This is a genomic window from Arthrobacter sp. UYEF21 (genome assembly GCF_040546085.1).
Lineage (GTDB): Bacteria > Actinomycetota > Actinomycetes > Actinomycetales > Micrococcaceae > Arthrobacter.
In genome coordinates, this window is record NZ_JBEPNF010000024.1 from 21,856 (window position 1) to 37,303 (window position 15,448).

The window sequence follows — 15,448 nt, forward strand, 5'->3', positions numbered from 1 at the left end:
CAAAAGGGGTGGTTTAAACCGTCCGGAATCAGCGTTTCCTCCTACCTGCCGTTGACGGGACGATTGATGTCAAGCCCACCTCCGGCGAAAGAGGGAAAGCAGTTCCCATCCCAGCAACGCATTACCTAGCGAGAAAGTCTAAGCGACATGACACGAGAAGAAGCTTACGCAAGGTGCCCCTCGGATTCGTATGTGGAATTTTATGGCGGCCAATGGTTGGTAGTCCCACTTGCACCCGTCCAGCAGCCTGCCTTTTTCACGTGTCTGCCCGGTGAACGCCGTACCACCCGCCGCTGATTGCAAGTGCAGAAGCACTAAACCTCCGCCACCGGTGCCGCGAACTGCGCCTCGTACAGCCGCGCGTAGGCCCCGCCCGCAGCCAGCAGCGAAGCGTGCGTCCCCTGCTCCACGATCTGTCCGGCCTCCATCACCAGGATGAGGTCGGCGTCGCGGATCGTGGACAGCCGGTGCGCGATCACAAAAGAAGTCCGGTCGGACCGCAGAGCGCCCATGGCCTTCTGCACCAGCACCTCAGTCCGCGTATCCACGGAAGAAGTCGCCTCGTCCAGAATCAGCACCGACGGCCGTGCCAGGAATGCCCGGGCAATCGTCAGCAGCTGCTTCTCGCCGGCGGAAACGTTAGAGCCCTCGTCCTCCAGCACCGTGTCGTACCCCTCCGGCAGCGACCTCACGAACCGGTCCACATACGTCGCCCGCGCCGCCTCCAGGATCTCGTCCTCGGAAGCCGACGGCCGACCGTACGCGATGTTGTCCCGGATGGTCCCCCCGAACAGCCACGTATCCTGCAGCACCATCCCCAGCCGCGAGCGCAGCTCCCGCCGCGGCACCGAGGTGACGTCCACGCCGTCGAGCGTTATCCGCCCCGCATCAATCTCGTAAAACCGCATCATCAGGTTCACCAAAGTGGTCTTGCCCGCACCAGTGGGACCCACAATCGCCACCGTCTGCCCCGGCTCCGCCACCAACGAAAGATCAGAGATCAGCGGCTTGTCCGGCGAATACGAGAAGGACACATCCTCAAACACCAGCCGGCCCCGCCCAAACGCAGGAGCACCCGAAGCATCCCCAGACTCCTCGTCCTCATCCAGCAGCTCGAACACCCGCTCCGCCGACGCTACCCCGGACTGCAGCAGATTGGCCATGGACCCCAGCTGCGCCAGCGGCATGGTGAACTGCCGCGAGTACTGGATAAACGCCTGCACATCGCCCAGCTGCATGGCCCCCGACGCCACCTGCAGGCCGCCCACCACCGCGATCCCCACGTACACCAGGTTCCCGATGAACGTCATGGCCGGCATGATCAGCCCCGAGATGAACTGCGCGCCGAAACTCGCGTCGTACAGCTCCACGTTCTTCTGCCGGAACCGCTCCTCCACCTCCCGCTGCCGGCCGAACACCTTTACCAGCGCATGCCCGGTGTAGGTTTCCTCGATCTGCCCGTTCAGCTCCCCGGTGTTCTTCCACTGCGCCACGAACAGCTTCTGCGAGCGCTTGGCGATCACCGCGGTGATCCCCAGCGTCAGCGGAATGGTCACCAGCGCGATCAGGGCCAGCGTGGGCGAGAGGATCACCATCATCACCAGCACCCCCACCACTGTCAGCACCGACGTGACCGCCTGGCTGATGGACTGCTGCAGGCTCTGCGAAATGTTGTCCACGTCGTTGGTGACCCGGCTCAGCAGCTCGCCGCGCTGGATCGAATCGAAATACCGCAGCGGCAGCCGGTTGATCTTCGCCTCGATCTCCTCACGCAGCCCGAACACCGTCCGCTGCACCACCCCGTTCAGCACATATGCCTGCACCCACATAAACACCGACGCCAGCACGTACAGCACCAGCGCCCACGTCAGCACGGCGGACAGCGCAGCGAAGTCGATCCCCCGCCCCGGCGTCAGCGCCATGGGCGTGAGCATGTCCGCCTTCTGGTTCTCCCCCTCGGCCCGCAGCTGTGCGATCAGCTGTTCCTTGGTCACCCCGGCGGGCAGCTGCTTGGACACCACGCCGGCGAAGATCAGGTTGGTGCCCTCCCCCAGCAGCCGCGGCCCGATCACCGAGAGCGTCACGCTGGCGATCCCCATCACCAGCACCAGCAGCAGCCACGCCCGCTCCGGCCGCAGCGTCGCCACCAGCCGCTTGGCGGAGCCGCTGAAATTCATCGCCTTCTCAGCCGGGACGTTCATCCCCGCGAACGGTCCGCCGCGTCCCGGTCCGCCCGCCGGACGCGGAATGCGTACGACGTCGGCAGTCCCGGTTTTGGCGGCGGGTGCGGTTCCGCCGGTGGCGGCGCCGCCCGCTGAAGCAGCGCCCGACGTCGGCCGTTGCTGCGTGCTCATACCGTCTCCTCCGCTGCCAGCTGGGAGGACACAATCTCCCGGTACGTCTCCGAGGTTTCCAGCAGCTCGGCGTGCGTTCCGCGCCCCACGATCCTGCCGTCGTCGAGCACCAGGATCTGGTCCGCGTCCGCGATGCTGGACACCCGCTGGGCGATGATCACCAGGGTGGCCCCGGCGGTGCTCCGCTTGAGGGCCTGCCGCAACCGGGCGTCCGTGCCGGTGTCCAGGGAGGAGAACGAGTCGTCAAAAATGTACAGCTCGGGCCGTTTCACCAGCGCGCGGGCGATGGCCAGCCGCTGCCGCTGACCGCCCGAGACGTTCGTGCCGCCCTGGGAAATGGGTGCATCCAGCCCGCCGTCCATCTCGGTCACGAAGTCGCGCGCCTGGGCAATCTCCAGCGCGGACCACAGCTCGTCTTCGGTGGCATCCGGTTTGCCGTACTGCAGGTTGCTGCGGACGGTCCCGCTGAACAGATAGGGCCGCTGCGGCACCAGGCCGATGTGCCCCCACAGGAGGTCCGGGTGCAGCTCGCGCACGTCCACGCCGTCGATCCGCACCGATCCCGTGGTGGCATCGAACAGCCGCGGCATGAGGTTCACCAGGGTGGTCTTGCCCGATCCGGTGCTGCCGATGATCGCCGTCGTCTGCCCGGCCTTCGCGGTGAAGCTCAGCCCGGCGAGGACGGGCGCCGCGGCACCCGGGTAGGCGAATCCGGCGTCGACCATTTCCAGCTCGCCGCGGCGCACCGCGCTGCTGACGGGATTCTTTGGCGGCCGCACGCTCGACTCGGTGCCCAGCACCTCGCCGATCCGGTCCGCCGAGACCGAAGCCCGCGGGATCATCACCGCCATGAACGTGGCCATCATGACGGACATCAGGATCTGCAGCAGGTAGCTCAGGAACGCGATGAGGGTGCCCACCTGCATGGAGCCGTCCTCGATCCGGAAGGAACCGAACCAGATCACCGCCACGCTGGAGACGTTCAGCACCAGCATCACCACGGGGAAGGCGAGCGCCATCAGCCTCCCGGCATGCAGCGCGGTGTCCGTGACGTCCTCGTTGGCGTGGGAGAAGCGGGCGGTCTCGATGTCCTCGCGCACGAAGGCGCGCACCACGCGGATGCCGGTGAGCTGTTCGCGAAGCACCCGGTTCACGGTGTCGATCCGCTTCTGCATCTTCCGGAACAGCGGCACCATCCGGATGATGATGAGGCCCACTGCGATCAGCAGCACCGGCACGGCAACGGCGATCAGCCAGGCCAGCTGCACGTCCTGCCGGACGGCCATGATCACCCCGCCGATGCTCAGCATGGGCGCAGTGACCAGCATGGTTGCGGACATGAGCACCAGTTGCTGGACCTGCTGGACGTCGTTCGTTGACCGGGTGATCAGGCTGGGCGCGCCGAACTTCGTGACCTCCTGCTCGGAGAAACTGCCGACGCGGGAGAAAATGGCGCCCCGCAGGTCCCTGCCTGTACCCATGGCCGCCTTCGCCCCGAAGTACACGGCGATCACTGAGCACACGATCTGCAGCAGCGTGATGCCCAGCATCAGGCCGCCAAGATTGAGGATGACGCCGGTGTCCCCCTTCGCCACGCCCTCGTCGATAATGTCCGCGTTCAGGGTGGGCAGGTACAGGGACGCGATGGACTGCGCCAGCTGGAAAATCACGACGGCGATCAGCAGCTGCCGGTGCGGCCGCAGGTATTCAACAAGCAGTTTCCAGAGCATCCGAGCTCCAAACGTTTTGTCCCGCAATAAATGGTGCGGAGGTCAGTTTACGTCCGGCGGCTGGGAAGTGGGCCGGTTCTCGCTCGAAAAATAGGCCGGTTCTCCGAGGGCGAATTTTGGCCCTTAGGCCCAGAAGTCGGAGGCATGCGCGCACCACAACGCCCGGTGGGATATTCCCACCGGGCGCCTTCGTATTCAAGCCGTGGAAAGACCCGGGTCTCTTGCTCTTTTGTCCTTCGTCTTACGGTGCGGGCGACGGGGCAGCCGCCTCCATTGGACAGTCGGCCCAGGCCGTGGGAAACGCCGGCACCCAGGGACCTTCCCGCGGCCAAGCTCCCGCCACTGGTCTTCCCGCCCTGCCATCGACTGCTCGAGGGGGCGAGGCTCCCCCTGGTACCCCTCCCACTCCACGCCGAAGTAGGCTGCGAGTTTGGGCCACATCCAGCGCCAGCGGAACACGTCGCCGTTGACGATGTTGAAGGCCTGGTTAGCGGCTGCCGGAGTGGTGGAGGCCCAGAGCATGTGCTCGGCGAGCAGGCCCGCCTCCGTCATGTCAGTCAGTCCGTTCCACTGTGTTTCGGATCCGGGGAAGACGAACGGCTCCCCACTGTCCCGGCACAGGGTGGCCTGAGCCGCGAGGGTGAGGCCCATATTCATGGCATTGCCCACCGCATGACCGATGACAGTGTGCGCGCGGTGCACTGACCACGTGAACCCCTGCTCCGCCGCCGCTGCCCAGAGCTGGTCTTCCTGCGCGTAGTAGAAGTTCGGCACCGGACGGCGCGGCTCCTCCTCATGGAAGGGCGTGTCCGGCATTTCTCCGGCGGCGTACGCTTCGAACGGTCCGAGGTAGTGCTTGAGGCCGGTCATCAGGGCAACGTGGGCCACGTCCTTGCCACGGAGGGCTGCGAGGAGATCACGCACCATGCCGGCATTGACGGCGATGTTCTCCTCTTCGGTGGCCTGCCGCGACCACGCCGTGAAAAAGACATGCCAGGGGTTCTCCGGACCAAGCACAGCGGTCAGGGAGGCAGCCGAGGTCAGGTCTGCGGAGAGCCACTTGACGCCGGCGCGCTCGGGGCCGGGCCTGCGGGACAAGGCAAGGACGGCCCAGCCCTTGCCAACCAGGGTGTCCACCAGGGCGGACCCTGCGATGCCGGTGGCTCCCACAACGAGGGCCGTGCGTCCGTTGCCCGCTGCTGTTCCTGCGCCGGTAGTCATGGTGCTCCTTCTGTGTGTGCCGCGTGAATGGGCGCGCGTCGGCAAAGCCTCAAGTTCTTGCGAGGGCCCGCGCGCTGTGTCGCGGCAAGACGTCATGCCGCCGGCGGCCCATTGGCGACAAGCCGCAGCCTCCGGCAGATATTCCGCCACCCGCCAATAACTCGACGCCCGGCTGGGCAGCGCCACTGCCAAGGATCTTCACCGCCGCACAAAATGCCTTCGTGACCGCCCACGAAAGGACAGCGGACGACGGCGGAACATCCCGCCGCCGTCCACTCCCGTCAGCTCCCGGCTCAGTAAGCCTTGACCCTCTGTTCCACGATGAGATGGATGAGCGCGAAGACGCCGTCCGCGTCGATGGCCGCTAAGGCGGCGTCCAGTGCGGCCGGAACGTCATAGTCCTCGGTGACAGTGGTCCCGAAACCGCCGAAGGCCCGGGCCATCAGGCCGAAGTCCGGATTCTTCAGCTGGGTTCCGGAGACGCGCGAGGGATAGTGACGCTCCTGGTGGGTGCGGATGGTGCCGTATTCCTGGTTGTCCATAACGATCACCAGTGGCGTAGCCCCGTACTGGGCCGCGGTTGCCAACTCCTGGCCGTTCATGAGGAACTCCCCGTCCCCGGCAATGGTGACCACGCGGCGCCGGGGTTCGGCCAGCGATGCGGCGATGGCCGAGGGGACCGAGTAGCCCATCGAGCCGTTACGGGCGCTGATCATGGAGGCGTAGCGGCGTGTGGGGAAGTAGCGGTGGGCCCAGTTGGTGTGCTCGCCCGCGCCAAACGTCACCAGCGCATCCTCGGGCAGCCTTGGCACCAGATTCGCCATCACAGTGTCCATCCTCGCCTGCCCCGCTCCCGGCGGGGCCGGCGGTAACGCGGCGAACCGCTCCTGCTCGCCCCGCATCCGGTCCGTCCACGCATTCCACTCTTCCTTCACCGGCAGGTCGATGCCCACAAGGTCGCGGACAAAGGCTTCGGGTTTGGCCAGAATCTGCCTCGAAACGGGCCCCGACCGGCCGCGTAGTGAGGGGTCGACACTGACCAGGAAGTTCTTTTTGTTCCAGTCCTGCCGGCAGACGAATCCGTCCGTGATCACGTCGCCCGGCACTGTCCCCACAAACACCAGCAGGTCGGTTTCCTCCAGGAGATCGTAGGTGGGGCGGGGGCGGCCGTAGCCAATGGGACCCACATAGGATGGGGAATCGAAGGAGACCGTTCCCTGCGTCCGCCATTCAGCTGCTGCCGGAATATGGTGCCGTTCCAGCCATTCGGTCAGCTGGTCAGCTGCTGCCTGGGTCCAGTCGTTGCCGCCCGTGACGAAAAGCGGCTTGCTGGATTCGGCCAGGGCAGCCTCGAGGGCTGCGGCGTCCGTCCTGCTCATGCCGCCGGCCGCCACCGGGATGGCGGGGTGCAGTTGCGGGTCAATCTGTTGCCGGATGATGTCCTCCGGCAGGCCCACCACCACCGGGCCCGGCCGCCCGCTCATGGCCGCAAACATCGCCTCGGCCACGATCTCGGAAGCCCGCTCCGCGTGGTCAAGGACCATAACGCGCTTCGCGCCCGTACCGAACCAGGCCTTGATGTCGAACTCCTGGAACGCCTCGCGGTCCCGATGGGCGAAGGGGATCAGGCCGACGAACAGCAGCATGGGGGTGGAGTCCTGCCACGCGGTGTGCAGACCCACATGCGCGTTGGCTGCGCCGGGCCCGCGGGTCACCATCGCTATGCCAGGGCGCTGGTGCATCTTGCCGTCGGCCTCTGCCATGTAGGCGGCGCCCCCCTCGTGCCGGCAGACGATGGTTTCAATCTCAGAGTTATGGAGGCCGTCCAGCACATCGAGAAAGCTCTCACCGGGAACCACGTAGGTTCGCTCCACACCATGGGCCACCAGCGAATCAACAATCACGTGCCCGGCTGATTTCAGTGCCTGACCAGCGCCGGCGTGGGGGACCTCCGAACGGCTTGCCTGCCGGGAGTCTTTCTCGGAATTCCCGACGGCGGCGGGCAGGGTGTGCGATGCGGTCAAGGTTGCTTCAGTGTCCGTTGTCATGGGCTTTCTTTGGCTGTTTGGACTGGTTGGCGTTCGTAGCGGATGGTGCGGGGTTATCTGATGGGCGTCGGGTTGGCGATGACGGGGGCCTTGCCGGTGAAGCCGTCGCGGGTTTCGGCGATTTCACGGATCCGGGTCCGGCAGGCGTACCAGCCGAAGACCATCAGCACGGAGGCGATGGCTGTGACGAGCATGGTGAGGGGCGAGTCGATGAAGACCATGATGAGGACGCTGAGGAGGAAGAGGAGGGAGAGGTAGCCGGTGTAGGGGGCGCCGAACATGCGGAAGGAGGGGCGTTTGAGCCAGCCTTTGTTGGCCCAGCGTTGGAGTTGGATCTGGCAGAGGACGATCGTTGCCCAGGTCATGACAATGCCCACAGAGGCCACGTTCAGCACGATTTCGAAGGCTTGGGTCGGTGCCAGGTAGTTCAGCGGGACGCCCAGGAGGGACACGCCGGCGGTGATGGCGATACCGCCGTAGGGGACGCCGGCTTTATTCATCCGGGAGGCGAACTTCGGGGCGGAGCCGTTAACGGACATGGAACGCAGGATTCGGCCGGTGGAGTAGAGCCCGGCGTTCAGGGAGGACAGGGCGGCGGTGAGGACCACCAGGTTCATGATGACATCCACGCCCTGGATGCCGATGGAGCCGAAGAAGGTTACGAATGGGCTGACGCCCTTTTCGTAGGAGGTGTACGGCAGGAGCAGCGCGAGCAGGATCACGGAACCGACGTAGAACACGGCGATGCGGAAGACCACGGAGTTGATGGCCTTGGGCATGATCTTTTCCGGGTTTTCGGTCTCGCCGGCGGCGGTGCCGACCAGTTCGATCGAGGCGTAGGCGAACAGGACGCCCTGCATGAGGATGATCATGGGCAGCAGGCCGTTGGGGAAGATGCCACCGTTGTCGGCGATGAGGCTAAGGCCCACCTGCTGGCCGTCGACCGGGGTGCCGAAGATGACGAAGTAGGTCCCGACGACGAGGAAGACCACGAGGGCGGCGACCTTGATGATGGCGAACCAGAACTCGAGTTCACCGAAGACCTTGACGGAGACGAGGTTCAGGGCGAGGACCACGACCAGGGCGATCAGGGCCCAGGCCCACTGCGGGACGGCTGCCATCCAGGGAATGTAGTTGCCGAAGAAGTTCATGTACAGGGCTGCGGCGGTGATGTCCACGATGGTGGTGGTGGCCCAGTTGATCCAGTAGAACCAGCCGGAGACAAACGCGGCCTTCTCACCGAAGAACTCACGGGCGTAGGAGACGAAGGAGCCCGACGACGGGCGGTGCAGCACAAGTTCACCGAGTGCTCGCAGGATCAAGAAGGCAAAGAATCCACAGACCGCGTACGCGATGACAAGGGAGGGGCCCGCGGCGTTGAGGCGGCCGCCGGCGCCCAGGAACAGGCCGGTACCGATCGCCCCGCCGATAGCGATCATCTGGATCTGCCGCGGTTTGAGGTTCTTGTGGTAGCCCTTGTCCTCCGCGTGCAGAGCGGATTCGGAGGCGTGGGCGTGGCCGCCGTCGATGATGTGGTCCGGTGCAACATTGTGGTCGTGTACAACCTCGTCATTGGGGTTGATGGGCATGGTTGATCCTTTCGATACGGAGAAGATCCTGCTGGGTTGGGAAGAAGTTATGGGGTGTGCAATCAGCGGATTTAGAAGACAGACCAGCCGGTGCGGTCGGAAAGGTCAGCGAGAGCCGCGGTGCCGGCCAGGGAGTTTCCTTTGGCGTCCAGCCGCGGGCTCCAGACGCAAATGGCGCAAACACCTGGAACGATGACCAGGATCCCGCCGCCCACACCGCTTTTTCCAGGAAGGCCCACGCGGTAGGCGAACTCGCCCGCGGCGTCGTACATCCCGCACGTCAGCATGATGGAGCCGATGCGTTTCGCGTCGCTGCGGGACACCACCGTTCCCAGCGTTCCCTGGCCGTCGCGGGCGAGGAAGAGTCCGGCTTTGGCGAGTTCCACGCAGGTCATCATGATGGAGCATTGGCGGACATAGTTTTCCACCACTGATTCCGCGGCCTGCCTCAGGTTGCCGAAGCCCTTCAGGAAGTGCGCCAGCGCCAGGTTCCGGCTGCTGTTGGAAAGCTCGCTGGATGCCGCGGCCTCATCGATGTAGGGCCCGGTGCTGCCCGCCTGGGCGGTGAGGAACCGCAACACCTGGGTGGCGGCGTCGAACGTTTCTTCCATCAGGTGATCGGTGACCACCAGGGCGCCGGCGTTGATGAAAGGGTTCCGCGGGATGCCGTGCTCCAGTTCCAGTTGGACCAAGGAGTTGAACGAGGTGCCGGACGGTTCGCGCAGCACGCGGGACCACAGCGTTCCGGAGCTGTCGCCTTGAAGGGCCATTGCCAGCGTGAACACCTTGGAGATGCTCTGGATGGAAAACGGGACGTCGGCGTCGCCGGAGCTGAACAGCTCACCGGAAGTGGTGGCGACGGCGATCCCGAACCTGTCGAAGGGTACCGCTGCCAGGAGGGGAATGTTGGCCGGGACAGAACCGGTTTCCCGCTGTGGCCTGTGGCTGCGGACGATGTCGTCCAGTACTGCGTCCAGCGGGGGTGCTTTGAGTGCTGTGGTCATTTCCTGCCCAGTTGTTCTTTAGGTGTGCTGGCCCATTCCTGGATGTGGAGCAGGGCCACCAGCGAGTCTCGCGGGTTGCCGAAGTTCAGGCCGGTCACCCGGGAGGCCTTGCCGATCCGGTAGTAGACGGTGTTTTTGTGCAGCCCCATCCGGCTGGCGCACTCGGCGGCATCCAGCGAGGCTTCGAAGTACGCGTGCAAGGTTTCCGCGAGTTCTGCGTCCTGCCGGAGCAGGGCGGAAAGACTGCGGTGGCGGAACGTGGAGGACGTGAAATTCTGGACCGCCTCGCGGAAGAGGATTTCTCCCTCGAAGTCGTCCACCGTGGCAACGCCCCTGACCGGAGAGGTGCCCACACAACTCAACAGGGCCTCGGTGATCCGGGTGGTTGTGTGCAGGGACAGCAGGTCTGGCACTACCGGACCGACCGCTGCGAAAGGGCTGATGCCGAGGTGCTTGCCGGCATCCCGCACGATGGACTCGGCCAGGCTCCGCAGTCCGGGCTCCGCAGAGGTTGACTGCAGGCCAGGGACAATGACGGCAGTGTCGCCCTTGAACTGGCCCACGACGGCGGACGCTTTGTATGCGGCCGCGTGGATGGACGCCAGGTTGGCGAGTTCGCCGTGCTTCAGTGCTGCGTCGTCTGCTTGGGCTTCGGAATGGGGCATTCCGATCAGGATCAGTGCGGCCGGGCGCTCAGCGGAGATCTTCTCGCTGTGAGCACTGGCAGCGGCCTCCGCCGAACCTGACAGGATTCGCACAATGCGGTCCTCGCGCATGTGCACAGACTGCTGGTTGCGGTGCCGGATCAGCTCGGCGGAAACCCGCGCAGCAGATCCTTTCAGCACATAATCAACGTCCGGGCCGAAGCCGTCCCCGGTTTCCTGCAGCCAGATGTAGCCCATGATCCGGTCCCCGGCGAACAGTGAGACGGCCACCCGTTCCCGCAGCCCGTCCTGGGGGCGGGCCGGTACCCGCACCGGCAGCCGGGTCCGGTGCAGTTCACGGTACGCGCCCAGGTCCTTCAGCAGCAGCTCGTATTTACGCGGACCGCGCCGGGCCAGGATGGAGGCCTTGCGCAGCTCGTCGATGTCGTTCGAAACGGTGGAGTATGCCAGGACCTTGTTGGCGGCGTCTTCGATGAGCACGTGGCTGGATGTGAGCCGGGCGGTGGTCTGGGCGATGGCAAACAGGTCCTCTTCCAGCAGCGTCAGCACTTCGCTCTGGTAGCTGCGCGGCTGGATGCGGTCCTTGGCAATGGACAGCAGCCGGTCCCAGTCAGCCCCCGGATCCACCAGGAGCAGGCCCGTGCCGGCATCGCGGAGCAGCTCTTCCGCTTCGGTGAGCTCTTCACGCCTACCTTTGACGGCGACCACCGGCGGAGGGTTCTTCAGGAGCCGCCGCAACGCGGGCAAAGCCGAGCGGCCGCGGACGCCGATCAGCAGGACAAAGGCCCCGCCGCCGTCGGACGTCTCATCATCCGCGTCCACTATCAGGAGCCGTTCGATCGCAGAGCGGGCAGGGGAAGGCCCGAGGATGAGGCTGGCGAAACCCAGAGGGAGGTCCGCGAGGATGTCGTCCACCGTAACGGCTGCCATGGGCTTCCTCCTGCGTCGAGTTGACCGGACGGCTCTGTCCGGTCAACTCATGCTATCGACGCGGGCTCCCCCGAAATATGTAAGGGAACCCAAAGGCAGTGGCGGCTTTTCGGTTGGCTGACCAAGTTGTGACGCTGCAAGGCCCTGTATAGCTGGCCTGCCCCCGTCGGCGTCAGGACCAGAAGTCCGAGGCCTTGGCCGTGTCCTCTATGAACTCGTTAACCTCGGTAACTTTGCCGTCCCTGATCGTGAACACGAGGACGCCGTGCTGATCCATGGACGCGCCCTTTCGATGGGCTTGAGCGGTTTGAAGCGCCACCGTGTGGCCCTCACCGGCGATGACGTCCTGCAGCTCCACTTTTACCGTACCGTCGGACCGAGAAAACAGTTCACCGAAATAGGCCAAAACCTCGTCTGACCCTTGTTTGACCCCCGCGAGGCCGCCGCTTCCGCCGACGCGCCAAACCGCATCAGGGGCAAAGAGGTTTTTGAGCGTTTCTGTATCGCCCGAATTGAATGCTTTATAGCCGCGCCGCACTACCGCGGCGTCTTCCTGCATGCCCATCGCGAACCGTTTCCAACACCATTGTCGGGGTCCCCAGCGCAGCAATTTTAAGCCTCGCGGTGGCAGTTGTCCATGGCTCGGTGGGCGCACTCCGCACCGCATAACGCTGCGGGGATAAACGCGGTTCAGCTGTGGAACCTGACCGGACCCGTCCGGGCTAGGATGCCCGTATGGGACTAATAATTGGACTTTTGGTCATCTGGCTTATTCTTTCGGTCGTCGGCTTTGCCGTGAAAGGCCTCATTTGGCTTGCAATCATCGGCCTCATATTGTTTGTCGCGACGGGTGTGTGGGGCTGGGTAAAGCGCAGGGCCTGACCATGTCCGGGATCTGAAGTCAGGACGCGCTGACGAGGATCCCCGGAACTGTGGCGACCGTCACCGCACTGCGCGGCGCGCACTGCCAAGCGCCGCCGTCGGGCGTTCATCAGAACAGCAGAGGCGACAGTCGTGACGTCAGTTCACGGGCCGCATCCGCGTGTCCGCATATTGTGGTGAACCGTTCCGCGGGGCCGGTGAGACACAGCGCCCCGCCTGCTGACCCATTGGGCAGTCGCACTGGAAGCGCCAGACTGGCCGATCCTGATCCCAGTTCGTTGATCGCCGAGGCGTGGCCTGTGAGCCTTATTTCCCTCAGTTGCTCTTCCAGCTTGCCGCTCTCGGTAATGGCGTGCTCGGTCAGTTTCAACAACTGCCGGTCCGGAAGCGGGAAAGCCGGATCGCCAAGTTCAGCGAGCATCAGCTTTCCCGCGGCGGAGGTCTGCGGATACCGAAGCATCTCGAATACCGAATGGAGCGGATAGTCAGGGTCTTCATCGGCGATCCTGAGGGAAGCGTTAGTGAACATGAAGAGGTGCACTCCGAAACGGTTTCCCTGCCGGAACCCTTCTATGACGGTACGGGCCGCGGTGGGAACCGTCGGCGGTGTCGCCGCCATAACCAGACCTGAAATCGCGTGTCCGAGGGCGAATCCACGCAGATCGGATGTGCGGACCAGATATTCGTCCCCGACAAGCGCATTCAAGAGCCTGTAGGCGGTCGCCGGAGGCATCCGCAGGGCGTCCGTGATCTCTTTCGCCGTTGTCCCGGTGCCGAACCGTGCCACGATTTCCAGGATTCTGAGCGAGTTTGACGCTGGGCCGGAGCCGGCGTGTTTTGGCCTGTAGTTCATTTGACCGGCCCGCCATGAAACAGGTCTGATTCCCGGGTCTCATCGTAGATGCCCACTGACGCCAGGCGCATGGGTAACCGGCGGTGAAGGTACATGCCGTAAACGAAGCTGGTTGCGAGGACACCGCCGTAGATGAGGGTCTGCAGGTTGCCCGATCTAATCGATGTTGTTGCGGCCGTCCAGAGCACCGCGCCTAGGACCAGGGAGGTTGCTGCTCCAAGTACCCAGCTGGCGTACGTGTTCTCCCCGATCCTGCGCAGGAAGAAGGGAAGGGACGCGCTGGCGAGGACATAGGACCCCAGGTATCCGTAGGCGCCCAGCGTGAAGAGGTTGGCGAGGCCCTGCTCAGGTCTTGCTCCGGAGATGACCATCGCGATGGGAACGATGGCAACAACCGGCATGACTGCCAGGATCGCCGTCGAGGGTGTCCGGAAAACTCGATGTGTCCGGCCGACTGCCCGTGGGGCGACGCCTTCTCTACCCATGCAGAAGAAGATCCGGGCCAGGGCGTTCACGGATGCGATTGCGCACGCAAACCACGATGCCGTGATTCCCAGGTCCAGGAGTGCGGCGAACACAGGGGAAGTCTGCGAAAAAAGGTCAGATAAGGGCGTGGGGCCGGATGTGATGTATAACGGTGCGCCTCTGAGGGCTACGTCCTGGGCGGTCGCGGCGAGGAGGTAGAGCACGCCCGCCAGGATGGGGGTCCAGGTGATGGCCCGTGGCACGCTGACGAAGGGCTTCTGCGCCTCGCCGCCGAGCGTGGTTGGACTTTCAAAGCCAACAAAGGCGCTGACGGCCACCACGATTGCGATTGATGCCGAATCAAAATGTCCGTTCCACGCAAACACGGCCCCGAGATCGACATTCGGCTCGTTGAAGGCGAAGTAGACCACCATGAGGACGGCCAGGATCCCGATCGAAATGGTTTCCATTAGGAGTGTGGACCACGATGATAACTGGATCCCCCTGACCATAAGGAAGCAGGCGGCACCTGCGGCGGCAAGAATGACCAGCGCCGTAACAAACCTTGGATCGGTCACGGGGATGCCCAGGTTGCGGAACAGCTCAACGGCATATGTACCAACAGCCAACAGACTGGCCATGGCCACAAGTCCGTACCCGAAGATGGCCGACCAGCCGGCAGTAATCGCTGTCCGTTGGCCAAGCCCCTTGGCGGTGTAGCTGTAGAGCCCGCTGACGGCAGCCATGCGCTTTGCCATCGGTCTCAGGCATAAGGAAACCAGGATCATGACCGCCATGGCTGCGCCGAATGTCAGCACAAGGTTCGGGCCGTCGGACCCAAAGACAAGACCCGGGAAGATGAGGGCCGGAATGACGGTCATCGCACCCGCGGGTGCCACGTTAGCTACTGACTGCGCGAACACCGGCAAGAAGGAAAGCTTCCGGCGCCTTAGTCCCTCCACTGGAGAGCGGGGCGTGATGAAGCGATCACCGCGGGCAGACACTGGGACCAACTTTCCCTCCGGCATGCAGGCTCGTCGCTGATTTCGCGTGACACAAGTCACTGGCCAGAGGTGCAAAACATTAGCATTCCCCGCCCTTGATGACGGCAACGGACGCATTTGTGAATGTTTCCAGCATGTTAACTGTAGTGGGAAAAAGTCGGACCGATTTTCCCACCCTTTGACACTCCCCGGCCCACTCCCGAATATTTCCAACATGTTAACTGGGCTGGGAAAATGCCTCCGTGAATTTCCCACGCAGATATCCCTAAAAGGCTCGCCCCAGGGGTGTTGCGTGACGTAGTTTCTCTTCCACAGACGGAATGCAAGTGATCGGCATCATGCCAGCAGTGCTCAGAGCAGAGCTCGGCTGACACTCCTGGAACTGAGGATGTCGATTTCAAGTGATCCCTTCTCTGGCCTCATCCGGGCTCGGGAGTGATCTTTAGCGCAGCAGCGTATGCACAAGGGAATTGACAGTTCTGACAAAACTAAAGATGAGTAGTTCTGTTATTCCGCGAATCTTTGTGGCTATTTATTCGCAATGGTAATTCCACCGGCATCAGCCGGGGAAGCCGCGCCGGCCGCTATCCCGTGAGCCGTCATTTTGAAAAGAACCAAGGAGAAAACCATGACTCTCAACACTGAAATCCACACCGAGGTCGGGGTAGCACACCCGCTCGATCCGCTCTCCCGTGAGGAGATT

The 15,448-nt window shown here is 63.9% G+C and carries 10 protein-coding genes; all 10 read right to left on the reverse strand.

Annotated features, from left to right (window positions below; all coding sequences use genetic code 11):
* Nucleotides 1–314: 314 nt before the first annotated feature.
* Nucleotides 315–2,354: an ABC transporter ATP-binding protein gene (locus tag ABIB27_RS18065; RefSeq protein ID WP_354217184.1), complete on the reverse strand. Its 2,040-nt coding sequence runs from the start codon at nt 2,352–2,354 to the stop codon at nt 315–317.
* Entirely contained in the window at nt 2,351–4,084 is a 1,734-nt protein-coding gene (locus ABIB27_RS18070; RefSeq protein ID WP_354217183.1) for an ABC transporter ATP-binding protein, read from the reverse strand. The genes ABIB27_RS18065 and ABIB27_RS18070 overlap by 4 nt, the downstream gene beginning before the upstream one ends.
* 195 nt (nt 4,085–4,279) lie before the next feature.
* On the reverse strand, nt 4,280–5,305 hold the full coding sequence (locus tag ABIB27_RS18075; protein WP_354217182.1) for an SDR family oxidoreductase: 1,026 nt from the start codon (nt 5,303–5,305) through the stop codon (nt 4,280–4,282).
* Between the two features lie 293 nt (nt 5,306–5,598).
* Nucleotides 5,599–7,353, reverse strand: coding sequence for a thiamine pyrophosphate-dependent enzyme (locus ABIB27_RS18080; RefSeq protein ID WP_354254552.1), 1,755 nt, complete (start codon nt 7,351–7,353; stop codon nt 5,599–5,601).
* A gap of 53 nt (nt 7,354–7,406) precedes the next feature.
* Nucleotides 7,407–8,942 carry an amino acid permease gene (locus ABIB27_RS18085; protein WP_354217180.1) on the reverse strand — a complete coding sequence of 512 codons (1,536 nt, stop codon included), beginning with the start codon at nt 8,940–8,942 and terminating at the stop codon, nt 7,407–7,409.
* A 71-nt stretch (nt 8,943–9,013) separates the two neighbouring features.
* Nucleotides 9,014–9,946: a glutaminase gene (locus ABIB27_RS18090; protein ID WP_354217179.1), complete on the reverse strand. Its 933-nt coding sequence runs from the start codon at nt 9,944–9,946 to the stop codon at nt 9,014–9,016.
* Nucleotides 9,943–11,541: a PucR family transcriptional regulator gene (locus ABIB27_RS18095; protein WP_354217178.1), complete on the reverse strand. Its 1,599-nt coding sequence runs from the start codon at nt 11,539–11,541 to the stop codon at nt 9,943–9,945. Before ABIB27_RS18095 ends, ABIB27_RS18090 begins: the two co-directional genes overlap by 4 nt.
* Before the next feature lie 172 nt (nt 11,542–11,713).
* Nucleotides 11,714–12,106 (reverse strand): nuclear transport factor 2 family protein, encoded by a 393-nt coding sequence (locus ABIB27_RS18100; RefSeq protein WP_354217177.1) that lies wholly within the window; start codon nt 12,104–12,106, stop codon nt 11,714–11,716.
* 426 nt (nt 12,107–12,532) lie between these two features.
* Nucleotides 12,533–13,276, reverse strand: coding sequence for an IclR family transcriptional regulator (locus ABIB27_RS18105; protein ID WP_354254554.1), 744 nt, complete (start codon nt 13,274–13,276; stop codon nt 12,533–12,535).
* Nucleotides 13,273–14,622 carry an APC family permease gene (locus tag ABIB27_RS18110; RefSeq protein WP_354254556.1) on the reverse strand — a complete coding sequence of 450 codons (1,350 nt, stop codon included), beginning with the start codon at nt 14,620–14,622 and terminating at the stop codon, nt 13,273–13,275. The genes ABIB27_RS18105 and ABIB27_RS18110 overlap by 4 nt, the downstream gene beginning before the upstream one ends.
* Between the last annotated feature and the right edge of the window lie 826 nt (nt 14,623–15,448).